Raw genomic sequence first — 23,846 nt, forward strand, 5'->3', positions numbered from 1 at the left:
TCCGACGGATTTACGCGACGTCGCGGGTGGTGAGGTTTACGAGGCGCGGTGCGATCGATCACGGGGGGCTTCGTCCGCCCGTCCCGGAGTTGGTACCTCGGTGACGCGATCACGATCCGGCTCGCCTGCGTCACTGCGAACCAGCCCCTGAGCGAGGATCGACTGGAGGAAACCGAGCGCATCCTGCATCGGGCCGTCCGGGTGCAGCGAATAGTACCGGAATCGCCCTTCGCGCCGCTCGATGACGAGATCCGCGTTACGCAACACCCGGAGATGACTGGAGACCGCGGTGCGCCCGACCTCGGCGATCGCATCGGCGAGGGCGCCGGCAGTGGTTTCCTCGCACTCGGACAGCAGATGCAGGATTCGCCGACGGGTGGGATCCGAGAGCGCTTCGAATGCCGACTGGGCGGCGCTTCTGCTCATTCCCTGCCCTCCACGTCGCCGAATGTGTCACCGATTCTTGACATGTTAACACGCTGGCTTGCCGCATGCGGGCTCTGGAAGTGGTCGTCCATGAGGTGTCGCTCCGTGTTTCGCCGATATTGCGCACCGTTACGCGTCCGAGTCGATTTCGGCTCACCTCTTGACGTGATCCGCGCCACCGGTCCATCCTTCAATACGCCAACACTGAATGACATATTGGAGGATTGACATGGTGCAACCCTCGCGGCGGGCCGTCGAGGACATCGCCGACGAGTTGCGGCTCGGCATTCCCGCGGAAGACCTGGACGCGTACCACTCGGCGGCATCGGGACTGCTCGGCTCCTGGAAGGTGGTCGACGAGCTGTATGCGCGTGACGCGGCTCCGACAGCGCCCGTGCGGCGGTGGTCCGAGCCGTCGGACAATCCGCTCGGTGCTTGGTACGTGACCACCGATCTGTCCGCCGGTGTCGACGGGCCGCTCTCGGGCCGCCGCGTCGCGATCAAGGACAATGTCGCGGTCGCCGGCATTCCGATGATGAACGGTTCGGAGACCGTCCGCGGCTTCGTTCCCAGCGCGGATGCCACAGTTGTGGCTCGCCTCCTGGACGCGGGAGCGACCATTGCGGGCAAGGCGGTCTGTGAAGACCTCTGCTTTTCCGGTGCCTCCCACACCTCCAAGACGGGTCCGGTCCGGAATCCGTGGGATCGCGAGCGCACGACGGGCGGATCCTCGAGCGGCAGCGCCGCCCTCGTCGCCTCGGGTTCTGTCGACTTCGCGATCGGTGGTGACCAAGGGGGATCCATTCGAATCCCGGCCTCGTTCTGTGGCGTCGTCGGGTTCAAGCCCACCTTCGGCTTGGTGCCGTATACGGGAGCGTTTCCCATCGAACAGTCGCTGGATCACCTCGGACCGATCGCATCGACCGTCGCCGATGCCGCGGCGATGCTGACGGTGATCGCGGGCGCGGATGGTAAGGACCCTCGCCAGCCCGCCGGCATCGCCGGCACGGACTACATCGCCGCACTCGAGCAGGTCGATCGCGGTCTGCGGATTGCTGTGGTCTCCGAGGGGTTCGAGCAGTCCAACTCGGATGCGGGCGTGAACTCCGTTGTGCGCCAAGCGATCGAGAAGCTGACCGCTGCGGGACACCACGCCGAGGAAGTCTCCGTCCCGTGGCACAAGCACGGTGCCGCGCTGTGGGACGTCATCTCGGTGGAGGGCGCGACCTGGCAAATGGTGCACGGCAACGCGTACGGCCTGAATTGGAAGGGCGCTTACGATCCGCAGCAGATGGCGTTCTACGGGCGGCAGTGGCGGCGCGACCCCTCGGCGTTCCCCGAAACCGTGAAGCTGGTCGCCATCGGCGGAACCTATGCTCTGCGTGAGGGGTTCGGCGCCGGTTATGCCAAGGCGCGCAATCTGGAGGGCGTTCTGGCTGCCGCGTACGACAACGTGCTGGACTCCTACGACGTCCTGGTGATGCCCACACTGCCGATCACTGCCAGCAAGATCCCACCTGCGGACGCTCCGGTCGAGGAGATCCTGGGCCGCGCCCTGGAGATGCTGTCCAATACATCGCCCTTCGATGTCACCGGCCACCCTGCCTGCACGATCCCGGCCGGCCTCACCATGGGCCTGCCCGTCGGGCTGATGGTCATCGGCAAGAGGTTCGACGACGCGGCGGTATTGCGCGCCGCCCATGTTTTCGAGCAGACGCTCGGAACGCTCACCGCACCCGACTACAACAAGGAGCTCACCGCATGAACGGAGTGTTCGATCTCGCCGGTACCGATGGTGTCGGCCCGGTCATCGTCCCGGACCAGGAGCCGGTCTTCCGCGCCGAGTGGGAGAAGGCGGTATTCCCGATGTTCGCCATGTGCTTCCGGGCAGGCTTCTTCGGTATCGACGAATTCCGCCACGGCATCGAACTGATCGACCCGGCCGTCTACCTCAGATCACCGTATTACGAGCATTGGGTCCACACGGTCGAGCACTACGGTGCGAAGCTGGGCAAACTCGACATGGCCGAACTCGACCGGCGCACCGAGTTCTACCTGGCCAACCCCGAGGCCCCGCTGCCGCAGCACGAGACCGACCCCGAACTGCTCGCCTTCGTTGAGGCCGTCGTCCCGGCCGGCGCCACCGCCGAACGAGAGTCCAGCAAGGCGGCCCGCTTCGGCGTCGGGGACATCGTGCGCGTTGACCGCTCGGCCCCGAAGGGCCATACCCGCCGCGCGCGGTACATCCGGGGCGCGGTCGGGGAAATCGTGCTGGCCCACGGCACTTTCATCTATCCCGACACGGCCGGCAACGGCCTGGGCGAGAACCCCGAACACGTCTACACCGTCCGTTTCACCAGCACCGAACTGTGGGGTGCGGACTACGCCGAACCCAACCAATCCGTCTATTTCGACGTCTGGGACCCCTACATCGAGCTCGTCACCCCCACCGCCACCACCGAAGGAGCCCCCGCGTGAGCGCGAAAATCCGCACCCAGGAAGAAATCGCCGCCAGAGTCAAGGCCCTGGAGTCCATGCTCATCGAGCAGGGCGTCATGACCACCCAGGCCATCGACCGCATGGTGGAAATCTACGAGCATGAAGTCGGGCCGCAGCTCGGCGCAAAGGTTGTCGCCAAGGCCTGGAGCGACCCGGAATTCAAGGCTCGCCTGGTCGAAAATGCGAGCGCGGCCTGCAAAGAGCTGGGAATCAGCGGTTTGCAGGGCGAGGACATGGTGGTCGTGGAGAACACCGACACCGTGCACAACATCATCGTGTGCACACTGTGCTCTTGCTACCCGTGGCCCGTGCTCGGCCTCCCACCGAACTGGTACAAGGACCCGCAATATCGCGCCGCCATCACCCGGGAACCGCGCAGGGTTCTGCGCGAGGCCTTCGGCTTCACCGTGCCCGAGACCGTCGAGGTCCGCGTATGGGACTCCAGCAGCGAAATGCGGTACTGGGTGCTCCCGCAGCGTCCGGCCGGTACCGAGGGTTGGTCGCAGGAGCAACTCGTCGGACTGATCACCCGCGACTCGATGATCGGCGTCGGGACGGTCGGGAGCGTCGCGTCATGACCGGCTCGATCGTGCTCCCAGCCCCCTATACCAGCCCGTCAGACCTCGCTCGGGCCCGTCGTGAGGTCGAGGAATTGGTCTGTGGCATGCCTGGGGCTGATCCCGCTCAGCTGGGATTCGAACACCCCTGGGAGATCCGGGCATTCGCGATGGCGGTCACGGCACACAACCACCTGGGGTTCGACTGGTCCCGATTCCAGGCCGCGCTCATCGCGTCCATTCAGCAGTGGGAGAGCGTCGACGATACACCGTGGTCCTACTACCAGCACTGGGTCGCGGCGCTCGAGGCTGTCCTGACCGACCACGGCGTGCTGAGCGGAGAGGCGGTGGACCGGCAGACCCGGGACGTGCTCGCCCTCCCGCCGAATCGCAACCACCACCAGGCGCACACCGAGCCGATCGCGATCGATCGGGCCCGCGCCTGAACCCGGATCACGCTGAGAAGGAACCCTATGGAATCTGCCATCGATACCCACCTACAGTGCCCGCGCACTCTGTCCCGCCGCGTCCCGGACGACTACGAGCCACCGTTCCCGATGTTCGTGGCCCGCGCCGACGAATCTCTGGAGCAGGTCGTCATGGCCTATCTCGGCGTCCAACACGCCCAGCAGTCGCAACGTCCTGCCGCACTCGCGGCTCTGCGTGACATCGTGGGCAGTTTCGAGAGCCCGGACGGCCCGATCCAGCACGACCTGACCCACCACATCGACAACCAGGACCACCACAACCTCATGGTGGTCGCCTACTGGGCCGACGCGGCCGCGTTCTGCCGCTGGCTGCGCTCGGACGCGGTCACCGGCTGGTGGGAATCCGAGGATCGCCTCACCGAGGGCCTCGGCTACTTCCGGGAAATCCTCGCCCCGAGGGCCGAGCAGCTCGAGACGCTGTACGCATTCACCGAAGACTTTCCCGGTGTGGGCGGCATCATGCGGGAAAGCAGCGGCGAGATCAGTGAACACGGCTACTGGGGGTCCATGCGCGACCGCATCCCCCCTGTCGCAAACCGACTGGCTCAAACCCGCCGACGAACTGACCGTCGTCTCGGGCGATCCGGCCCAGGGCGGTCGCGTGATCATCCGTGGCCACGACAACATCGCGCTGATCCGATCCGGTCAGGACTGGCGCGCAGCCGAGGCCACCGAGCGCGCACTGTACTTCGAGGAGATCCTGCCGACTCTGCAAGCAGGTATGGACTTCCTGCGTGACAACGGCGAGTCCGTCGGTTGCTACAGCAATCGTTTCGTCCGCAGCATCGACCTGGACGGCAACGAACTCGACGAGAGTTACGACATCGGGCACTGGCGCTCGCTCGACCTGCTCGAACGATGGGCCGAATCGCACCCGACCCACCTGCGGATCTTCGTCACCTTCTTCCGCGTCGTCACCGGGCTCGAGAAGCTGCGGCTCTATCACGAGGTCTCCGTGTCCGACAGCAAGCACCAGATCTTCGAGTACATCAACTGCCACCAGCACACCGGGATGATGCGCGACGCGCGAGTTTCCTCACCGGTCTGATCCGAACTGCGCGAGCGGACGCGCTGCTGAAGACCTGCCGGGTCGAGATTCCCTTCAGCCTCTCGGCCCGGCAGAAACCAATGACACCAACCCATTTCGACCTTTCGGAGAAAGCTCACGATGAGTGCCCCCACAGCGGCCTTGCGGGCCGCGCGCGACCACCTGCAGTCCACGCGCACGTCGTACGAAGAGGCGCTGGCTACGTTCGCGTGGCCCGAAGTCGGGGCAACGTTCAACTTCGCGCACGACTGGTTCGACTCGTTCGCCCGCGGCAACAACCGGCCCGCGCTGGTCATCGTCGAAGAAGACGGAGGCCGCAGCTGCCACACCTTCGATGAGATGGTGACTCGCTCCGAGCAGGTCGCCGCCCACCTGGCCGCGCACGGAATCGGGCGTGGCGACAGCGTCGTGGTCATGCTCGGTAACCAGGTCGAGCTGTGGGAGAGCATGCTCGCGCTCATCCGGCTCGGTGCGGTACTGATGCCCACCACCACAGCGGTCGGAACCGCAGAGTTGATCGACCGGCTCGAGCGAGGCTCGGCCAAGGCGGTGATCTGCAACGCCACCGATGCGCCCAAGCTCGACGGTGTCCCGGGCGGCTACCTGCGCTTCGCAGTGGGCAATGCCGCGACACCTCAGGGCTGGCTCGACTATGTTGCCGCGTACGACATCTCACCCACGGCAGCCCGCATCGCGACCCCCCATCCGGCAAACTCGAGTTCCGATCGGCTGCTGCTCTATTTCACCTCCGGCACCACGAGCCGACCGAAACTCGTCGAGCACACGCACCTGTCCTACCCCGTCGGACATCTTTCGACGATGTACTGGCTGGGACTGCGACCGGGTGATGTGCACCTGAACATCTCGAGTCCCGGATGGGCGAAGCATGCCTGGTCGAACTTCTTCGCACCCTGGCTGGCCGAAGCGACGGTGTTCGTCTACAACTACACCCGGTTCGATGCCCGCGCACTGCTCGAACAGATCCGCACCGAAAGTGTGACCACCTTCTGCGCACCTCCCACAGTGTGGCGAATGCTGATCAACGCCGACCTCGGCGCCGGTCCGGGCGCCTTGCGCGAGGCGATCGCCGCCGGCGAACCACTCAACCCCGAAGTGATCAATCAGGTCCAGCAGCGCTGGGGCCTGACCATCCGCGATGGGTTCGGGCAAACCGAAATGACCGCCGGCATCGCGAACACACCGGGACAACCCGTCAAGCCCGGGTCCATGGGACGCCCGCTGCCCGGAGTGCCGGTAGTACTCATCGACCCGGACGGAGCAACCGTTCACGGCCCGGGCGAGGGCGAAATCTGTATCGACCTACAGGCAGCTCCGCTGAGCCTGATGACCGGCTACCAGGGCGACCCCGACCGCAACGCCGCCGCCATGGCAGATGGCGTCTACCACACCGGTGATGTCGCTGCCCGCGACGATGCCGGCTACATCACCTACATCGGCCGCACCGACGACGTCTTCAAAGCCTCGGACTACAAGGTCAGCCCATTCGAACTCGAGTCGGTGCTGATCGAGCACCCCGCGGTCGCCGAGGCCGCCGTCGTCCCGGCGCCCGACCCCGTCCGACTCGCGGTGCCCAAGGCCTACATCGCCCTCGTCGACGGGTACGAACCCGACCCCGATACCGCGCGAGCGATCCTGCTGTACGCCCGCGAGCACCTCGCACCGTACCTACGCGTGCGCCGCCTCGAATTCTTCGAGCTACCGAAGACCATTTCCGGCAAAATCCGGCGCGTCGAGTTACGTCGGCGCGAGGACGAGTTCGCCGGGCACCGACCGGCCGGGGAATTTCGTGACGACGACTTCATCGAGCGCTGACCCCATGACCGAAACAATCCTTCCCACGATCGATGTCGTGACCGCGGCACCTGAGACCCGGCGGCGGCGTCACGAGAACGCCTGGCGTACAGCCGGTCTCATCGCCCTGATCACAGCTTTGCATCTGATCGCATTCGGAATCCTGGCGATACTCGTTGCGCCGCACCACTTCCGGGTCGGCACCCAGGTCTTCGGGCTCGGCCTGGGCATCACCGCATACACTCTCGGAGCTCGGCACGCCTTCGACGCGGATCACATCGCCGCTATCGATAACACCACCCGCAAGTTCATGGCACAAGGCAAGCGGGCGGTCTCGGTCGGGTTCTGGTTCGCCCTCGGGCATTCCACGATCGTGATACTGCTGGCCGCGGGCATAGCCTCGGGCATCAGGTTCGCCACGACGCTGACCAGCGATGGTTCCTCGGCGCGCCAGCGGCTGGAGATCACCTCGACGCTGGCCTCGGGAGGTTTCCTGTATGTCATCGCCGCGGTGAATCTGGTTTCGCTGGCCGGCATCTGGCGCGTGTTCCGCGCCATGCAGGCGGGACATTTCGATGAATCCGAACTCGAGCGGCACCTCGACAGCCGAGGCTTCATGAACCGCATTCTCGGGCGGCTCACCCGATCGATCCGCCGCCCAGGACAGATGTATGTCGTCGGCTTCCTCTTCGGCGTCGGATTCGACACCGCGACCGAGGTCACCCTCATGGTAATGGCCGGATCAGGTGCCGCGGCCGGTCTACCCTGGTACGCCGTCATATGTCTGCCACTGCTGTTCGCGTCCGGCATGAGCCTGTTCGACACCTTGGACGGCACCTTCATGAACGTCGCCTATCACTGGGCCTTCTCGAACCCGGTTCGGAAGGTCTACTACAACTTCACGATCACGGGTCTGTCCATCGCGGTAGCGTTCCTGATCGGAAGCATCGAACTCATCGGACTGATCCACCACCAATGGGACCTCGACGACCCGGTGACCACCTGGATCTCGAACATCAGCCTCGACAACATGGGCTTCGTCATCGTCGGCCTGTTCGTGCTCGTCTGGGCGATCGCGATCACCTACTGGCGGGTGGCAGGAGTCGGGCAAGCCCATACTCATCCAACCCAGCGGGCGAATTGACAACGCACGCGTCAGAGTGTCCGAATAAATATTTCGAAATGGCCACTCACTCATGAGTGAGAACCACGAAGGTGTGGAGTGCGGTGGGTTCGAGTTCTTCCCCGGCAGCCAGGTTTTGGATCAGTGGCGCTGCGGCCCGGCCCAGTGCGATATTGCGCGTGACGGCAGTGCCGACACGGATGCCGTTCGCCGCCAGCGACACTCGGGGATCATCCGCGGCTCCGCAGGCGATGAGCGAGCCTTGAACGTTGCTGACGGGTCCGTCGGCCTGGATCAGCCAGCACCTGTCGCGAAAGGTCTACTCGCGCAAGGACTGCCAGGCTGAGCGGAGGAAGTGGGCGTACGCGGCGTGTACCCGCCGTGGCAACCTCTACCCTCACGGTAATCACCGCATCACGTGAATTTGATTGTGACTGCACCCAGTACGCACAGCGATATTTCGCCGCGAATGTCGAGACGCAATTCGATATTGTCACTGAGGATTTCGCTACCGACCCCTACTTGATCTGCGCTGACCGCTACTGGAATCTGCGGTTCACCCAGGAGCCGACCCTGGCGACGCTTCTGGCACCGAGTGAAAAGTGGCCGGGTCCGACGATGTTTACGGTTCGAGTGCGTTGATCATCGTGGATCGAAACGGGAATCAGTCCACCCGCCAAAGGCGTCTTAGGCCGGTAGTCACGACGGAGGACGCCGACCGTACCTGCAGGCCGTGATCGCGGCCGGCCCGCACACGCGCAGTCTCACGATCCGGCCCATCGCCGTGTTCTGCTGCCTCGGGGTTACAGCTGGCGTCTGTGCCGCGTGCACACCGATAACGGTGACGATGTAAGGCTCGCACATCCTTGTCGGGCTTGGTATTCGGCATATTCGTGAGGCGTATCACAGCACGGCCGCAGGAGTTGTGGGCCGGATCTCAGCACCTTGGAGGAAGCATGACCGAACAAGCCAGCCTTTTTGACCGATTGGGTGGTCTCGAGGCTCTCGAGACGTTCGCGCAGGTAGTTGTGAAGCGAGCGATGCTCGACGACACGATCGGGCACATCTGGGATCACTTGACCGAGGATGTGGTGCAAAAGGAGATCAGCGGCTTCGTGGACTGGCTCTGCGAGTACTGGGGTGGTCCGAGGTCATATCACGGCCCGGATATGGCGACAGTGCACCGCGGCATGGGGATCACCGAAGAGTACTGGGACGCGCTGTTCGTGATCATCGATGAATGCTACGTCGAGTTCGGTCTCACTCCGGAGCTCATCGCGGAGGTGGACACATTCCTGCGCTCGTTCAAGCCTGCAATCGTCGGCAGTCCGACGTTCCGGGAGGTCGTCCAGGCCAACCCGGACATGGATGTAATGAAGGGCATGAAGAGCGTTGGCGTCCACTGGCCGAGCGCGCCAAGTGCCTTGTCCACGAGGGGAGCCGCCGGGGATGAGTGAACAAGGATGGCGTGTCGAGGTCTCACGCGGCTGCATCGGCTCGGGTCTGTGTCTGTCCGTGGCGGCAGACCACTTCGAGTTCGCAGGTGCGCGGGCGAAGACGGTGCGTGGTGTGCTCGCGCGGGCAGAAGATCTCGAGGCAGTGCGTGCCGCTGCGGAGATCTGCCCTGCATCAGCGATTTCGATCTCTGAAAACCTTTCGGCGTGAGCGAATTTGCCGACAACTGAGGTCTTCGCAGTGTCCGGTCGGCCATCTGTGCCCGATCAACCGTTAAACGCGGCCGGTCGCGACCGAGAGTTGTCTGGCTACGGATCCGGGATCAATGGGGGCCTGGTGGAAAAACAAACCATGGCAATGAGGTTATGAAGAGGAGTCGAATATGGTGAGCAAAGAGAATGCGCACGCAAAGGCGCTGTGGGAAGGGTTGGTCGCATCTCTGACTCCGGTCGGTGATACGGAGTTGACTGTCGATGAGTTGCGTGCGGGCTTCGATGCGTGGGCGACCGGGTCTATGCCGGCGCCGGAAGATGGGGTCTACGAGGAAGTCGACGCCGACGGTGCTTCATGCATTCTAGTCCGGATGCCGGGCACATCCGACAAGCGGACGATTCTCTACTCCCATGGCGGTGGCTACGTCTTGGGATCGGCGTCGTCCTATCGGGGCTTCGGCGCGGCGCTGTCCCGGGCCGCGGACGCTCAGGTCCTGGTGGTCGACTACCGGCGGGCCCCGGAGTGCCCGCACCCGGCGGCACTGCAAGACTTTACCGCAGCTTACCACTGGTTGGTCGGCCAGGGGATTCGGCCCGGCGACATCGTGGTGTCTGGTGATTCGGCCGGGGGCGGCTTGACGACTGCTTTGCTGGTCGCGCTCCGAGATCAGGGCGAGCCGCTTCCGGCGGGCGGTGTGCCCATATCGCCCTGGGTTGACATGACATTCTCGGGCAAGTCCTACGAGACTCGTGCCGATGTCGATCCGATCATCTCGCGTGACCTGCTGGGGACCATGGCGTCGCTCTGGTTGGGCGATCAGGATCCCCGTGACATCAAAGCTTCGCCGATCTTCGGGGATCTCAGTGGCCTGCCGCCACTGTCGATCTTCATCGGGACTGCGGAGTGTCTGTACGACGAGGCAATCAAGCTCGCCCAGCGTGCGGAGGCCAGCGGTGTGGCGGTGGACCTGCATATCGGCGAGGGCATGTTCCACATCTGGCCTGTCATGAACTCTTTCCTGCCCGAAGCGAAGGAGGCGGTCGGGCAAATCGGTGAGTTCGTCAAGAAATACACGGGCCAGTAGCGGCTCTCAACTCGGTTTTCCAGCAGGGTGTGCGGTGCATCCCGTTCTCCCTGCCAAGCTCATTAAGGAGTTCTTCCCTTGGTTACATTCCGTTCCCACCTCCAGTTCGATCACCCCGCCGAAGCAGTGTGGAATCTGATCGCTGACGCTGGCAATGTGAGCTCCTGGTTCCCCCTGGTCAAGTCATCGCAGGCGGAGGGACCGCGACGTCACCTGACTCTGCAGGATGGGACTCCGGTCGTGGAGGACATCATCACCATCGACTCAGTGCGGCGGCGTTTCCAGTACTCGATCAGCGGGGGTGGCATCCCGGTACAGAGCCATCTGTCCACCGTCGACGTGATCGAGGTGAGCGACGGCTCAACGCTTGTCGTCTACAGCGTCGAAATCGAGCCCGCGGTCCTACTGGATGTGCTCGGGCCTGCAGTGGAAGAAGCGGTTCGGAATCTCCCGACCGCATTGTCGAAATGACGGCGAACCAGCGCGCACCGGAGGGCAGTGACCGATGAGGAACATCAGGGCAATTATCTACGGTGTTGGTCGAATGGGGGCGATCGCCACCCGTCTCATGCTCGAGCAGGGAGTCGAGATTGTCGGAGCCATCTCCCAGAGTCCGAGCAAGGTGGGCCGCGACCTCGGCGATGTGGCGGGCCTCGGTGTCAAGACGAATGTCCTTGTGGAGAGCGACGCTGCCGCCGTCCTTGGGGCCCGAGCTCCCGACATTGCGGTCGTGACTGTGAGTAGCTATTTGGCCGAAATGTACGAGCATCTTCGGCTCTGTGCCGATAACCGGGTCAATGCCGTCACATTGGCTGAGGAGGCGCTGTACCCTTGGCGGACTTCTCCGGTATTGACTGCTCAACTGGACGCGTTGGCCAGGGAGCGCGGTGTGACGATCACCGGGACGGGCCAGCAAGACGTGTACTGGGTCAATCTGGTGGCCCTCATGATGGGTACAGCCCATCGCGTCGATGAAGTCGTGGGCCGAGTCAGTTGGAACGTCGATGACTACGGCCCGGAAGTGGCGCGGGACCAACACGTCGGGGAATCGGTCGAGACGTTCGCGCGGTTCGCCGCCGGAGCCGACCGTCCCCCGACGTTCGGGCGCAACACCCTGGATGCTCTCGTTGCTGGTAGCGGCCTGCGCGTGGCTTCGATCGAGAACACCACCAGGGCAGCGGTAGCGGAGAGCGAGATGTATTCCAGCACTCTGGACATCAAGATCCCTACCGGGCACGTCGTTGGCTTCACCGACATCGACACCATCAGGACCGTGGAGGGTCCGGTGTTCGCCCTGGAAATGACCGGTTCTGTCTACAAGGAAGGACAGGGCGACATTAATGACTGGGAGATCCATGGTGAGCCGGATCTTCGGGTCGTCAATCCGGCTGTACCCACCCAGGTCACTACCTGCACTCAGTTGGTCAACCGGATCCCTGACGTCATCAATGCGGCACCCGGGTTCGTGACCGTCGATCAACTCCCGCCCTTGCGATACCGGCCGTTCCCGCTGGGTGCTTACCTCGCCCGTTGAGCGGCTGGAAAGCACGACGAGACCGGGCCAGATACCGGTCCTGGGTATGGCATCCAGTCGCTGTTACCGTGCCGATCACGAGGATGCATCTGCTGGTTGAGCCCAGAGATGCTCCTGGTGGGGCAATCCTGGTGGCATTGTGGTGGGTCCATGTTCATGGCATGGCCCCACCACAATGCCCTTCGCGGCCCGAATGGGCCTACGAGGCAGTTTGTGCGTGAGCAGGTGCGGTGTGGTGGTCGATTTCATCGGTACTTGCAGAAGTGTAGTGGCGGGGTGCCGACGCCGATCCTGACAACGTCTCGATCAAATTTGCCCGCCGAGTTCACTGGTGGCATCGCATTGGACCTGCTCCTGCACCGCCGCGGGTCTGGCTGGAGGTCGGCGCGGGCTTCGCTGCATTTGGGCCGGCTTCCAGTGTTCGGCTGTCACCTTCTGCGGTGCAGTTCACGAACCTGGCGGGCCCTAGCGTTCGACAACAACGTACGGGATGCCCTCCCGTCCCGCCAATGGTGTGCATGACGGCCACGACCAGAGCTACGTCGAGTACCTAGGTTCGTGATCCAGAGGCATCCAGTCTGCACCGTCCGTAACGAGGAGGATTTCATGGCTCAGCACATCGGCAGGGTCGCCGCGGTGACCGGGGCGGGGTCCGGAAACGGCAAAGCCATTGCCGAGATGCTCCTGGAGGAGGGGGCGCAAGTCGCGCTGCTCGACATCGCAGGCGATTCGATCGCTCAGCTCGCTCATGACCACGCCAACGCGGTGGCGGTGGAGGTCGACGTCGCAGACGTCGAGTCGGTCCGGGCCGCTGCAGACCGTCTCCGAAGCGAGTTCGGGCACGTGGACATCCTCGTCAACAATGCGGGCATCGTCCGAGGGACGAACTTCGGGGAACTCAGCGTCGAGGAGTGGAACGAGGTGTTCGCGGTCAACTCGACCGGCCCATTCCTGGTCAGTCAGGCTGCGGCGCCACTTCTGGAGGCGGGCGCCGCTGCGCGCGGGGCCCGGGCGACGTCGGCGATCGTCAATATCACCTCGGTCGAGGCCCACATCGTCATTTCCAGCAGCGGCCATCCGCAGATTCACTACAACGCATCGAAGGGCGCCCTTCACCAGTTGACACGGGCCCTGGCCGTCGAGTGTGCCGCGAGCCGTATACGTGTGAATGCGGTCGCGCCTGGTTTCATCGAGACCCCGTTCACCCGCCCGGTGCTGGGTAATCCCGAGGTCCTTGCCTGGCTATTGGAGCGCACCCCGTTGGGGCGGGTCGGGCAGCCGCAGGACGTGGCCGACGCGGTCTCATTCCTGGCTAGCGACAAGGCGAGCTGGGTAACCGGCTCGACCCTGTTCGTCGACGGTGGATGGACGGTGTACTGAGATGCCCCGACCGCTGATCGCTGTTTCGACCCCTATCGAGACACTTTCCACTCCATTTGGCGATCGGGACTGTACCAAGCTTGCCACGGCCTACACCGATGCCATCTACGCTGCAGGCGGCCAGCCAGCGATTGTCCCGGTTACTGCAGATCCCCCGCCAGATCTGCTGGCACGGTTCGACGGGCTCGTGCTGTCCGGCGGGGGAGATCTGGATCCGCGGCTGTATGGCGAGGAGCCGGACTCCAGCGTCTACGGCATCCGGCCTGACCGTGACACGTTCGAAGTTGCTCTATATCACGACGCGGTTGCCCGTGAACTCCCGGTGCTCGCCATCTGCCGCGGCATGCAACTGGTCAACGTCGTGCACAGGGGTTCCCTCATTCAGCAGATCGAGGACGACACCGACCACTGGCAGACCATCGCCTCGCACGAGGCGGCACACAAGATCGAGATCAGCCCGGACACCCGACTGGCGGGAGTCCTTGGACAGGCCGTAGCCAGGGTCAACAGCTATCACCACCAAGCGCTCAAAGACCTGGGTCTCGGCCTGCGCGTCGCGGCACGCTGTGGCGCGGTTATCGAGGCCATCGAGGCCGAGGACGCACCCGTGCTCGCCGTCCAGTGGCACCCGGAGCAGATGGCTGCCACAGACCAGCTCCAGCGTTCGCTCTTCGCGGCGTTCGTTAGTACCGCGGCTGAGTACCGGAACAACACGAAGCAGGAGATGAATTGATGTCGGACAATCTGGTCGATCCGAAGGACTTCGACTTCCACGGCGCCTCTCTCGACAACATCTTCGAGACTTACGACGACCTGCGGAAGAAGTGCCCAGTGGGCCGCAGTGACAAGCATGGCGGCTTCTGGTACATCATGAAGAACGAGGACATCTTCGCTGCTGAACAGGACCCCTCCACGTTCGCGGTATCGCCGTCGATGCTGATGCCAGCGTTCGGCACCGACATGCCGCTCATCCCGATTGACATCGACCCGCCCGAGCACACCGACTACCGGCGTCTGCTTCTGCCGTTCTTCACACCGAAGTCGATAGCGAAGCTTGACGACGGCATGCACGACACGGCGCGCGAGCTGGCCGAGGAAATCGCCAAGCGGGAAATCGTGGATGTCTCGGCCATGTTCGCCAGGCCGATGCCCACGATCGTCTTCAGCCGTCTTGCCGGCTTTCCAGAAGCGGACTGGCCGAAGTTCGACCGATGGATCGACGACATCATCTACGAGCGGACAGACAACCCCGAGCGCGCCTACAAGGCCGGGGCGGAGGTCATGGACTACTTCGGTGCACTGCTTGAGTCGCGCAAGGGCAAACCGTCGCAGGGCGACCTTATCGACGTGCTGCTCGAGGCTGAGATTCACGGCCGCAAGCTCAGCCACGACGAGCTGCTCTCCTACTGCTACCTACTCTTTCTCGCTGGACTGGATACCACTGCGTGGGCGATACGTTCCAGCCTCTGGCATCTAGCTCAGGACCATGAGGCACAGGACCGCTTGCGCGAGGATCCCGATCTCATCCCGGCGGCGGTCGAGGAGTTCTTGCGGACGCTGTCCCCGGTTCAGGGGATGGCCCGCACCTGTATGAAGGACGCTGTCGTCTCAGGACAGCAGATCAAAGCTGGCGAAAGGGTCGTGCTGGTCTTCGGTGCCGGCAACCGCGACCCGGAGGCATATCAGGATCCGGACCGCATCATGATCGACCGCGAAGACAACCGCCACCTCGCCTTCGGGGGTGGCATTCACCGCTGCCTGGGATCCAATCTCGGTCGCCAGGAAGTCGTGATTGCGCTGGAGGAGTTCCTTGCCGCTGTCGAGGACTTCAGCCTCGCCGAGCCGGACCAACCGTGGCACGGCGTCGGGCCTCTCATGCTTGAGATCGGAGCCTGATCATGCCTGTTGTGAGAGTTGACAGCGATCGTTGCCAGGGCCATGCTCGCTGCTTGGCGTTCGCACCGGACACCTTCGACTTCGATGACGAGGGGTACGCCTCCGTACCGGAGGATCGGGACAGCTACGTCGAGATACCCGATAGTGTCCGGCAGGCTGCGGCAGGTTGCCCCGAGAGAGCCATCGCGATCCTAGGCGACACTGCATCATGAGTACCACCCGTCAGATCATGGTGGTGGGGGCCTCGGTGGCGGCCGCAGCCTTCATTGGGCAGTTGCGTGCCGACGGCTACGACGGCAGCGTGGTGGTCGTCGAGCGTGATCCGGACATGCCCTACGACAGGCCGCCATTGTCGAAGGAGTTCCTGACCGCCTCGGAGGCACGCCCCGAAGCGCCATGGTGGACAGGCGGATGCGATATCGTCCGCGGTGTCGCGGAACGCGTCGATCCCGCGAACAGGGCGCTTACCGTGCGAAAGTCAAGCGGTCAGATCGACGAATTGATGGCCGACCATCTGGTCGTTGCGACTGGTTCGGATCCGGTCAGGCTCCCTGGCCAGCCCGATGGTGTCATGTCGCTCCGTACCGCGGCGGACGCGCGGGCGGTACGCGAAAATGCCCGTCCCGGTCGGCGGGCTGTGGTGCTCGGTGCGGGAACGGTGGGTACCGAACTGGCATCAAGCCTGTCCGCGAGCGGCACCGACGTGGCGCTCGTCGATCTTGCCGACCGTCCCCTCGATCGGTTCTTCGCAGGCCACCTCGGAGACGAGGCGGCCGAGTGGATCCGCTCTGGCGGAGTGCAACTTCATCTGAGCACCCGAGTCGGCGAGATACACCGCCGCTCCACCGGATGGGTGATCGAGACAGACGGCCCCACACTCACCGAGGCTGACCTGGTCGTCTGTGCGGTGGGGACCAGGCCCGCCCTCGCCTGGCTCGATGGTCTGGACCTCGACACCCGCGACGGGGTCGCGTGCGACGCGAGCGGAGCGGCACTCACCAACGGCGGCGACATCGTTCCCGGGCTCCATGCGATCGGCGATGCCGCGCGCTGGACCGGTGCCGAATATCGCAGGGAAGACTGGACCTCTGCCCAACTTCAGGGGCGGCACCTCGCGCGGCGGCTGAGCGGCCTGACACCGTTGGTCAACCCCTCCGCCGAGCGTCCCTACTTCTGGAGTCGCCAATTCGGTCGTCGTATCCAGGTCCTGGGCAAACCAGTGCGCGAGGCGACGCTGGTCACCCACGTCCAGGATCCGGAAGAGGCCGCAGCCTTCTACACCCTGGAGCACGACGGCGATACCGTCGCCTGGATTTCGATCAATCGACCCCGCGAATTCGCGCTGGCACTTCGTGGCGCCGTCGCCGGATCGAGGAAGGTGACGTAGGTATGACATTCGTCATCACGCAAGGGTGCTGCGATGACGCATCTTGTGTCTCGGTCTGTCCGGTGCAGTGCATCCGCCCACGGCCCGGCGACCCGGACTTCAAGACGACCGAGCAGCTCTACATCGATCCAGCGACCTGTATCGACTGTGGGGCCTGTATGGACGAATGTCCGGTCAACGCCATCTACCCAGAATGGGACCTGCCCGACCAGCATTCCGAGTTCCTCGAGATCAATTCGGACTACTTCGCCATGAACCCGAACGCGGTGTGTTCTCCGCCTCAGTCACCGACCCGTAGCCTCCCCGCCGAACGGCCGTCGCTGTCCGTCGCGGTGGTGGGCACCGGGCCTGCCGGATGCTACGCCGCGACCGAGCTCAGCGATATCAACGGCGTGACGGTTTCGATATTCGACCGGCTCCCTACGCCCTTCGGGCTCGTTCGCTCCGGAGTTGCGCCCGATCACGCGGCCACCAAGCAGATCACGAAGCGGTTCAACGGACTGTTCTCCCGGCCGAATGTGCAGGCCTACCTGAATGTGGAGGTCGGGCGTGACATCAACGTGAGTGAACTGCTCGAGCATCACCACGCGGTGATCTGGGCCGTCGGCGCGTCGGATGACCGCAAGCTGGGAATCACCGGCGAGGACCTCCCCGGCTGCGTCTCCGCACGCGAGTTCGTCGCCTGGTACAACGGCCACCCCGATGCTGTCGACCACCGCTACGATCTCGAGAGCAAACGCGTGGTGGTGATCGGCAACGGCAACGTCGCCGTCGATGTCGCTCGCCTGCTCGCCAGACCGGTTGGCTCCCTCGCCCGCACGGATGCTGCCGATCACGCCATCGAAGCCTTCCGGGCGAGTGCGGTCGAAGAAGTTGTCGTCACGGCGCGACGAGGGCCGGAGTCCGCCGCCTACACCACAGGAGAGATGGTCGGACTGCGCCACGTCGACGGTGTCCAGCTCGCCGTCCATGAGGACGAGGTCAACGATGCAGTCGCCAGTAGCCCCCTGGTCGCGCGGACTGTCGGCAGGATCTTCCAACCCGCGACGTCTGGACAGGATCGGACGATCACGTTCCGGTACGGGTTGACTCCATGCGCGATTAACGGCGACGAGCGCGTCCGATCCGTGACTTTTCGGCGTCCGGACGGAACGAATGAAGAAATCGAGACGGGACTGGTCATCCGGGCGATCGGCTTCCGGGGGCGTCGCGTCGACGGGCTTCCGTTCGACGAGCGAGCTGGGGTCGTCCCGAACGTCGCAGGTAGCGTACACGACCCTGAGACCGGCGAGCCCGTGGTGGGGGTGTATTGCACCGGTTGGATCAAGCGCGGGGCGACTGGCGTCATCGGCACGAACAAGGTGGACTCGGCAGAAACGATCGGTTCGCTCCTCAGCGACTTCGCCGCCGGACGACTGCCCACACCTGTCGGAGGCCAGGACATACTTGCGGCCTTGCTTCATGAACGCAAGCCCGACCTCGTTGACGGCGAGGGATGGCAGCGTATCGACCGGGCTGAACGGAAGGCCGGCCGCAAGGCGCGGAGACCGCGACAGAAACTCGTCACAATCGCCGAACTCCTCGCGGCATCCCGCCGGGAGTGATCTGCATCATGCCGTGCGTGTGGCACAGGGCACGCGCCAAGCGTGTACTCCTGGTCCATCCCCGGCCGCCCGGGTTGGACCTAACATCGACGAAACTCCAGCAGAAAACGAGGTAGAACAGTGTTCCTGAACGATTCTGAAACCCTGAGCAATGTGGACCCTAGGGCCTTCGTTGAGGAACATGGCATCACCACTTTCAAAGTAGGTGCCGTCGACATCGACGGGCTCTGGCGCGGAAAACGGATCGCGGCTCCCTACTTCCTCGAGAGCGTCGCCAGCAAGGGCACCAACATCTGCAACATCCTCTTCGGATGGGACCTGCAGGACGAGCCGATCTCGGGGTTGACGTACACCGGCTACCAGTCCGGTTACCCGGACGTGACACTTGTGCCCGACCTGTCGACCCTCAAGTTGGTTCCCTGGGAGCCGGGGACTGCATCGGTTATCTGTGACATCCATTCCGTTGATGGATCGCCCCTCGAGTTGTCGCCTCGCCAACTCCTTCGCCGGGTTCTGGCCCAGGCCGAGCAGGCCGGATTCACCGCCCAGTGCGGATACGAACTCGAGTTCTATCTGCTCAAGGGCACTGCCGACGAGCTGGCTGCCCGCCGATTCCGAGACCTCGAGCCATTCAGTCGGGGCAATCACACCTACAGCATCTTCCGCGATACAGCCTCAGAACACGTTCTGCGTGAGATCCGGGAGCAGTTGGCGGCCTACGGTATCTACATCGAAGCCAGTAACAGCGAACACGGCCCCGGGCAGTTCGAGATCAACATGCGTTACTGCGACGCACTCCATGCCGCAGACAGCGCGATGCTGCTCAAGCACTCGGTCAAGGAGATCGCCGCCCAGCACGGGTACACGGCGTCCTTCATCGCGAAACTCAACCAGGACTGGGACGGCTCCTCGGGACATTTGCATCAGAGCCTGGTGACGACGGCTGACGGCTCCGTCGCGTTCGCCAATGCTGAAGATGAGGTCAGTCTGAGTGCGGTCGGGAACGCTTACATGGCCGGTGTGATCGACCTGGCCAAGGAGATGACCGCTCTGTATCTGCCGACCGTGAACTCCTACAAGCGGATTGCGGGTACGGCCTGGGCGGGTTCCAGTGCGACGTGGGGGTTCGACAACCGCACGGTTGCGCTGCGAGCGATCCCCGGGGCTGGAGCATCGGCACGTATCGAGAACCGGATCGCCGGGGCGGACGCGAACCCACACCTGGTGATCGCAGCCAGCCTGGCGGCCGGACTCCACGGCATCGCGAAGGGACTCACTCCGCCGCCACCGATCGTGGGAAACGGGTACGCGCAGGTCACTGCAGAGACGAAGCTGCCCCACACACTCGACGAAGCAACGCGGGCCCTCGCGGCCAGCAACACCGTCCGGGCTCTCTTGGGCGCGGGTTTTGTCGACCACTTCGTTGAAACCCGCAAGTGGGAGCTCCAGCAGTTCATGGGAGCGGTCACGGACTGGGAGATCGCGCGTTACCTCGAGCACGTGTGACCGGATTCTCCGGGCCATAACGTCGGTTGGTGGGCCAGTCTCTGGGACCCTGACGGAAAGGGACGATGTGACACATCAAGACAGGCCGTTCGCAGAGGACGTCAAGGCGCTGCGGCACGCATTGGCCGCTGCGGAGCGCCGCGCGGCGACCCTCGCCGAACTCGCCGTTCTGATGAGCCAAGGCCGCGATGCACTAGCACTCGCACAGCGCGCCGTCGAACTGACAGCGCGGGCGACCAAAGCCGCCGGAGCCTACGTGTACCTGTGGGACCGCGACGAGGAACGGCTGGTTCTGCGTGCGGCAACCGAAGGATGGCAGCAAGGTCACATCGGGCAGATCCGGCTCCGAATCGGTGAGGGGCTGACCGGTTGGTCCGCGCTGATGCGCCAACCGGTCGTCGTGGACAACGACCCTGCGCAGGACCCTCGATCCAAGCCTTTCCCCGAACTGCGAGAGTCAGCTTTCAAGTCGATGGTTGCCGTACCGATCGTCGCGCCGGGCGAAGAGGTCCTCGGTGTCTTCTCGCTCTACGCTCTGACAGAGGCCGCATTCCGGTCGTCTGACGTCAGCCTGGCCACCGAGGTGGGCTCATTGCTGGCCAGCGGGCTGATCCAGGCCGAGACCCTCACTCAGCTGCAAGTCCAGTCGACTGCGGCGCGGTTTCTTCACGACCTTCCTCATAACGCGTGGGATTCGTTACCGCAATGTCTGCGCATCATGGCCGAACTGTGCGCAGCCGATCTCGACGCCGATCTTTGCCTGCTCGAGGTGATGGCGGACCGCACCGTCGCCAAAGGGACGGTCGACGCCGTGTACGTCAGCAGGCGGCTATCTTCCACTCATCCGGGAATATCGGCAGTGGCCGAGCAGGACAAGGCGGCGCTGACGGCACTGCTGCGCGGCTCGGACCTGTCTCGGTTGCGGATCCCGCTCGGGGCACCGGCTCCGATCGGGGTGGTCACGGTCTACCGCTTTCGCCGGTTCACCGATCGGGACGTGATCCTCTTGGAGGCGATCGGAGCCCAGGTCGCCTATGGTGCACTCTCTCTGATCGGTGCTGCCGGTCTGCGCCCCCTCCGGGATCAACTGCTCGAGGCCGGAACGCCGGAAACCACCGAGGCGATGCTGCTCGGCATGGGCTGGAAACGGCGTACGACCACGACGGCGGTGCTGCGAGTCCGGACGACTGCGACCGCCGACCAGGCCGCGGGGACCGACCGGGTCCGAGACCTCATCGCCGAGACCGTGCGCCAGCCCGGTAGGCGCGTTGAGATTCTGGGCGATGCCGGGCAGTTCGTACTTCTGGCAGAGACCCCTGACCAGGCTGCCCGCGATGTCCTCGCCCACCGTTTGGCTGAGGTGCGGGTTCGCCCAGGCGTCATCGTGTCTGTCGGGGTGGGCGAGCTGGCACGAACTCTCCCAGAGGTTCATCGCTCGTTGCGGCATTCCGCGACTTCTGCACACTGGGCCACTCTTATTGAGTCCAACGGCGTCGTCAGGTTCGAGGAAGTGGCTCACCTTCGGATGTTGCCGGGAACGGCACTGGCGATGTCGAGTTCGTTGCGGTCTTACCTGGGTCTGTTGGAGCCGGTCGTGGACTACGACCTCGCGAACCGCACCGACTTGGCACAGACTCTGGAGGTGTTCTTCGCCCAGGGCGGATCCGTTGCCCGTGCATCCGAGACACTGTTCATCCACCGCAACACTCTGCGCCAGCGGATTCAGCGGATCGAGGAACTGATCGGGCACTCACCCGAGACGTTCGAGGACTGGATCCTGGCAGGCCTTGCCACGCGACTCGCGCGACAGGCCAGAGGCGAACTCGAGGACAGCGCCGCTGGCCGATCACCCGAACGGTCCTCGTGCGGCGGCGCAATCCCTGACGAGTCTTGCCATGACGCCACATCCTGCCAGCACGCTGACCACGCGGTTGGCAATTGAAGACCTGACCGCTCCGACGATCGGAACTGCGAACACATCGCGCACTCGATATGGCCCACGGCCGTGAGTGTCGCGAGCCGCCCGTCATAGATTCGGTGTGGTCCCCAACAGTGCTCGTCTCATCGAGTGACGTGCCTGACTGTCCGAGGAGACGAATTTACATGGGTAAAATCCGCGGATCCGAGTCCGAAGCTGGTGCCCCGTCAGCCGGCGCCGCGTCGACGCGCCTATTCGGCAACTCGATCAACTTCTTGCACATCGTTCTCATGGTGACTGCCGCTGCGGCGCCGCTGGTCGTTGCGTCGACCTACATCCCTGTCTCGATAGGCGCTGGAGCCGGAATGGCTACGGCGCTGACCTATGCGGCTACGACCTTGATTCTGCTGATATTTTCGGTCGGCTTTGCGCAGATGGCGAAGCGTATCGCCTCCGCCGGTGCTTTCTACACTTTTTCGGCCCAGGGATTAGGCCGTTCTATCGGGCTGAGCGTCGGGTTCACGGTGCTCGCGGCGTACAGCATGATTTCTGCTGCGATCGCCGGCGGATTCGGTTTCTACGGCGCCGCTCTGCTGCACTCACATTTCAGGATCGACGTGCCGTGGTATTGGGTCTCGATCGTCGGCCTGGCACTGATGTTCACGATTTCCTACTTTCGGGTCACCTTCACCGCACGTATCCTGGGTGTCCTGCTGGCCCTCGAGGTGTTCGTCGTCCTCGCTGTCGCGGTTGCCACAGTCGTCTCCGGCGGCGCGCAGGGACAACAAGCAAGAGCCTTCAGCTTCGCCGAGTGGGGTACGGCACCCGCCGTCGGCATCGGCTTCTTCCTAGCTTTCTGGTCCTGGATCGGTTTCGAGACGACGGCGATCTACGGAGAGGAGGCACGCGACCCCAAGGAGAGCGTTCCGCGTGCCACGCGCATCGCAGTTATCACACTCGGTGTGTTCTATACGTTCGTGGCCTACGCCGGGGTCGTCGGCTACGGCGATAGCTCGCCCGCCCAAGCCCGGACCCTGATCAACCAGTACTTCTTTGTCCTGGCCGACGAGCACACCTTCGGATTCGTGCGGACGCTGATGGACTTCCTGGTGGTTTCCGGATTCTTCGCCTGCTCGTTCGCGTTTCACAATAACGCCAGTCGCTATCTCTTCTCGCTAGGACGTGATGGCATCCTGCCCAGGGCACTCGGCCGGACGCATCAGGTACACAAGTCGCCACACATGGCCGCCGGTGTCCAGACGGTAATAGCGATAACGACGGTCGCCGTCTTCGCGATCTGCGGCGCAGATCCCATCGTGCACCTCGGGACCTGGTTGCCGATCTTCTGCACGCTTGCTGTCCTGCTGGTGCAGCTGATCGTGTGCCTCGCTGTGGTCGGCTACTTCAATCGCGTTGGGCGGGTTTCCGGCATGGAGTGGGCGAAGACGTTCCTTGCTCCGGCCGTCGGTGCTCTCGCCCAAGGCGTGGTGATCTACTTACTGATCAACAACCTGACCTTCCTCGCTGGTGGCGACGTGCTCGTCGTGAAGTTGATCCCGGCCTTTGTCGCCGTCATCCCCGTCGCCGGCTTCACCTACGCCTTGTGGCTCCGAGCCGTTGACCCGCAACGGTTCGCCCTGATCGGAGAGCTCCACGACGAGGAACTCGATGAACCTGTCGTCGACGGCCAAGCCCCCACGTTCGGCGGGGAGCCTGATAGGGCGCCGAACTGACTGCCCGGACAGGAACCGACACGGTGTGCATGTCGCCGTGCCGAAGGTGCTCGTGAGCGACGATTTCGCGGTGGCGCTAACGCCGCGCGGCGTCCACGAGCTCGCCGCGAATGACCACGGAACAACCGGCCCAGACCGCCGACGAGGGGGGCGCCGGTCTGCGGGGGCACTGTGAGGCCGTGC

At 63.9% G+C, this 23,846-nt stretch carries 23 protein-coding genes and 1 pseudogene; 22 read left to right on the forward strand and 2 right to left on the reverse strand.

Features of this window, described 5'->3' with window-relative positions; translation table 11 throughout:
- Window positions 1–36: 36 nt before the first annotated feature.
- A complete protein-coding gene (locus tag ON40_RS41980) occupies window positions 37–426 on the reverse strand; it encodes an ArsR/SmtB family transcription factor (protein WP_051194440.1) in 390 nt (129 codons plus the stop codon).
- Between the two features lie 229 nt (window positions 427–655).
- Between ON40_RS41980 and ON40_RS41985 the strand changes: the two genes are divergently transcribed.
- From ON40_RS41985 to nicT, 8 genes and pseudogenes are all read left to right on the forward strand, one after another.
- Window positions 656–2,191, forward strand: a complete 1,536-nt coding sequence (locus ON40_RS41985; protein ID WP_040831243.1) for an amidase — start codon at window positions 656–658, stop codon at window positions 2,189–2,191.
- Window positions 2,188–2,904: a nitrile hydratase subunit beta gene (gene nthB, locus ON40_RS41990; protein ID WP_040831244.1), complete on the forward strand. Its 717-nt coding sequence runs from the start codon at window positions 2,188–2,190 to the stop codon at window positions 2,902–2,904. Before ON40_RS41985 ends, nthB begins: the two co-directional genes overlap by 4 nt.
- Complete coding sequence (gene nthA / locus ON40_RS41995; protein WP_040831246.1) at window positions 2,901–3,503, forward strand: nitrile hydratase subunit alpha; 603 nt, start codon at window positions 2,901–2,903, stop codon at window positions 3,501–3,503. The genes nthB and nthA overlap by 4 nt, the downstream gene beginning before the upstream one ends.
- Window positions 3,504–3,589: 86 nt before the next feature.
- Window positions 3,590–3,928 (forward strand): nitrile hydratase accessory protein, encoded by a 339-nt coding sequence (locus ON40_RS42000; protein WP_245568230.1) that lies wholly within the window; start codon window positions 3,590–3,592, stop codon window positions 3,926–3,928.
- Between the two features lie 153 nt (window positions 3,929–4,081).
- Window positions 4,082–4,432 (forward strand): annotated as a pseudogene (locus ON40_RS55655) (phenylacetaldoxime dehydratase family protein); the annotation flags it as partial.
- 22 nt (window positions 4,433–4,454) lie between these two features.
- Complete coding sequence (locus ON40_RS55660) at window positions 4,455–5,018, forward strand: phenylacetaldoxime dehydratase family protein (protein ID WP_281033116.1); 564 nt, start codon at window positions 4,455–4,457, stop codon at window positions 5,016–5,018.
- Window positions 5,019–5,138: 120 nt separating this feature from the next.
- Complete coding sequence (locus ON40_RS42010) at window positions 5,139–6,851, forward strand: AMP-binding protein (RefSeq protein ID WP_040831249.1); 1,713 nt, start codon at window positions 5,139–5,141, stop codon at window positions 6,849–6,851.
- 37 nt (window positions 6,852–6,888) lie between these two features.
- Window positions 6,889–7,974, forward strand: a complete 1,086-nt coding sequence (gene nicT / locus ON40_RS42015; protein WP_245568231.1) for a Nickel transporter NicT — start codon at window positions 6,889–6,891, stop codon at window positions 7,972–7,974.
- A 46-nt stretch (window positions 7,975–8,020) separates the two neighbouring features.
- Here nicT and ON40_RS52845 read toward each other — a convergent pair whose 3' ends face one another.
- Window positions 8,021–8,176, reverse strand: coding sequence for a hypothetical protein (locus ON40_RS52845; RefSeq protein ID WP_157186779.1), 156 nt, complete (start codon window positions 8,174–8,176; stop codon window positions 8,021–8,023).
- 733 nt (window positions 8,177–8,909) lie between these two features.
- On the opposite strand from ON40_RS52845, the gene ON40_RS42025 reads away from it, so the two are divergent.
- From ON40_RS42025 to ON40_RS42085, 14 genes are all read left to right on the forward strand, one after another.
- Entirely contained in the window at window positions 8,910–9,410 is a 501-nt protein-coding gene (locus ON40_RS42025) for a group I truncated hemoglobin (protein WP_040831322.1), read from the forward strand.
- Complete coding sequence (locus tag ON40_RS56430) at window positions 9,403–9,618, forward strand: ferredoxin (RefSeq protein ID WP_083896348.1); 216 nt, start codon at window positions 9,403–9,405, stop codon at window positions 9,616–9,618. Before ON40_RS42025 ends, ON40_RS56430 begins: the two co-directional genes overlap by 8 nt.
- A 172-nt stretch (window positions 9,619–9,790) precedes the next feature.
- Window positions 9,791–10,705, forward strand: coding sequence for an alpha/beta hydrolase (locus ON40_RS42030; RefSeq protein ID WP_051194442.1), 915 nt, complete (start codon window positions 9,791–9,793; stop codon window positions 10,703–10,705).
- Window positions 10,706–10,783: 78 nt separating this feature from the next.
- Window positions 10,784–11,176, forward strand: a complete 393-nt coding sequence (locus tag ON40_RS42035) for an SRPBCC family protein (RefSeq protein ID WP_040831251.1) — start codon at window positions 10,784–10,786, stop codon at window positions 11,174–11,176.
- A gap of 73 nt (window positions 11,177–11,249) precedes the next feature.
- The gene (locus ON40_RS42040; RefSeq protein ID WP_245568232.1) at window positions 11,250–12,239 is read left to right on the forward strand and encodes an NAD(P)H-dependent amine dehydrogenase family protein; all 990 of its coding nucleotides are present in this window, start codon (window positions 11,250–11,252) and stop codon (window positions 12,237–12,239) included.
- Between the two features lie 606 nt (window positions 12,240–12,845).
- Window positions 12,846–13,619, forward strand: coding sequence for an SDR family NAD(P)-dependent oxidoreductase (locus tag ON40_RS42045; protein WP_040831324.1), 774 nt, complete (start codon window positions 12,846–12,848; stop codon window positions 13,617–13,619).
- Between the two features lies 1 nt (window position 13,620).
- The gene (locus ON40_RS42050) at window positions 13,621–14,352 is read left to right on the forward strand and encodes a gamma-glutamyl-gamma-aminobutyrate hydrolase family protein (protein WP_040831255.1); all 732 of its coding nucleotides are present in this window, start codon (window positions 13,621–13,623) and stop codon (window positions 14,350–14,352) included.
- The gene (locus ON40_RS42055; protein WP_040831257.1) at window positions 14,352–15,515 is read left to right on the forward strand and encodes a cytochrome P450; all 1,164 of its coding nucleotides are present in this window, start codon (window positions 14,352–14,354) and stop codon (window positions 15,513–15,515) included. The genes ON40_RS42050 and ON40_RS42055 overlap by 1 nt, the downstream gene beginning before the upstream one ends.
- Before the next feature lie 2 nt (window positions 15,516–15,517).
- Complete coding sequence (locus ON40_RS42060; RefSeq protein ID WP_040831258.1) at window positions 15,518–15,727, forward strand: ferredoxin; 210 nt, start codon at window positions 15,518–15,520, stop codon at window positions 15,725–15,727.
- Window positions 15,724–16,902: an NAD(P)/FAD-dependent oxidoreductase gene (locus tag ON40_RS42065; RefSeq protein ID WP_040831260.1), complete on the forward strand. Its 1,179-nt coding sequence runs from the start codon at window positions 15,724–15,726 to the stop codon at window positions 16,900–16,902. Before ON40_RS42060 ends, ON40_RS42065 begins: the two co-directional genes overlap by 4 nt.
- Window positions 16,903–16,904: 2 nt before the next feature.
- Complete coding sequence (locus ON40_RS42070; RefSeq protein ID WP_040831262.1) at window positions 16,905–18,506, forward strand: FAD-dependent oxidoreductase; 1,602 nt, start codon at window positions 16,905–16,907, stop codon at window positions 18,504–18,506.
- A 120-nt stretch (window positions 18,507–18,626) separates the two neighbouring features.
- The gene (locus ON40_RS42075; RefSeq protein WP_218008967.1) at window positions 18,627–20,012 is read left to right on the forward strand and encodes a glutamine synthetase family protein; all 1,386 of its coding nucleotides are present in this window, start codon (window positions 18,627–18,629) and stop codon (window positions 20,010–20,012) included.
- A 172-nt stretch (window positions 20,013–20,184) separates the two neighbouring features.
- On the forward strand, window positions 20,185–21,954 hold the full coding sequence (locus ON40_RS42080; RefSeq protein ID WP_245568239.1) for a helix-turn-helix domain-containing protein: 1,770 nt from the start codon (window positions 20,185–20,187) through the stop codon (window positions 21,952–21,954).
- 161 nt (window positions 21,955–22,115) lie between these two features.
- Entirely contained in the window at window positions 22,116–23,663 is a 1,548-nt protein-coding gene (locus ON40_RS42085) for an APC family permease (protein WP_083896349.1), read from the forward strand.
- Window positions 23,664–23,846: the final 183 nt, after the last annotated feature.

The organism is Nocardia jiangxiensis NBRC 101359, from assembly GCF_000308615.1.
In the GTDB taxonomy this organism is placed as follows: domain Bacteria; phylum Actinomycetota; class Actinomycetes; order Mycobacteriales; family Mycobacteriaceae; genus Nocardia; species Nocardia jiangxiensis.

Coding starts and splice junctions, on each gene's coding strand:
- ON40_RS42040 (WP_245568232.1), top strand. CDS start 11,250: ATGGGGGCGATCGCCACCCGTCTCATGCTCGAGCAGGGAGTCGAGATT.
- ON40_RS42060 (WP_040831258.1), top strand. CDS start 15,518: ATGCCTGTTGTGAGAGTTGACAGCGATCGTTGCCAGGGCCATGCTCGC.
- ON40_RS42010 (WP_040831249.1), top strand. CDS start 5,139: ATGAGTGCCCCCACAGCGGCCTTGCGGGCCGCGCGCGACCACCTGCAG.
- ON40_RS42045 (WP_040831324.1), top strand. CDS start 12,846: ATGGCTCAGCACATCGGCAGGGTCGCCGCGGTGACCGGGGCGGGGTCC.
- ON40_RS42055 (WP_040831257.1), top strand. CDS start 14,352: ATGTCGGACAATCTGGTCGATCCGAAGGACTTCGACTTCCACGGCGCC.
- ON40_RS42030 (WP_051194442.1), top strand. CDS start 9,791: ATGGTGAGCAAAGAGAATGCGCACGCAAAGGCGCTGTGGGAAGGGTTG.
- ON40_RS42025 (WP_040831322.1), top strand. CDS start 8,910: ATGACCGAACAAGCCAGCCTTTTTGACCGATTGGGTGGTCTCGAGGCT.
- ON40_RS41980 (WP_051194440.1), bottom strand. CDS start 426: ATGAGCAGAAGCGCCGCCCAGTCGGCATTCGAAGCGCTCTCGGATCCC.
- nthB (WP_040831244.1), top strand. CDS start 2,188: ATGAACGGAGTGTTCGATCTCGCCGGTACCGATGGTGTCGGCCCGGTC.
- ON40_RS42065 (WP_040831260.1), top strand. CDS start 15,724: ATGAGTACCACCCGTCAGATCATGGTGGTGGGGGCCTCGGTGGCGGCC.
- ON40_RS42070 (WP_040831262.1), top strand. CDS start 16,905: ATGACATTCGTCATCACGCAAGGGTGCTGCGATGACGCATCTTGTGTC.
- ON40_RS42085 (WP_083896349.1), top strand. CDS start 22,116: ATGGGTAAAATCCGCGGATCCGAGTCCGAAGCTGGTGCCCCGTCAGCC.
- ON40_RS42080 (WP_245568239.1), top strand. CDS start 20,185: ATGAGCCAAGGCCGCGATGCACTAGCACTCGCACAGCGCGCCGTCGAA.
- ON40_RS42000 (WP_245568230.1), top strand. CDS start 3,590: ATGCCTGGGGCTGATCCCGCTCAGCTGGGATTCGAACACCCCTGGGAG.
- ON40_RS42050 (WP_040831255.1), top strand. CDS start 13,621: ATGCCCCGACCGCTGATCGCTGTTTCGACCCCTATCGAGACACTTTCC.
- ON40_RS56430 (WP_083896348.1), top strand. CDS start 9,403: ATGAGTGAACAAGGATGGCGTGTCGAGGTCTCACGCGGCTGCATCGGC.
- ON40_RS41985 (WP_040831243.1), top strand. CDS start 656: ATGGTGCAACCCTCGCGGCGGGCCGTCGAGGACATCGCCGACGAGTTG.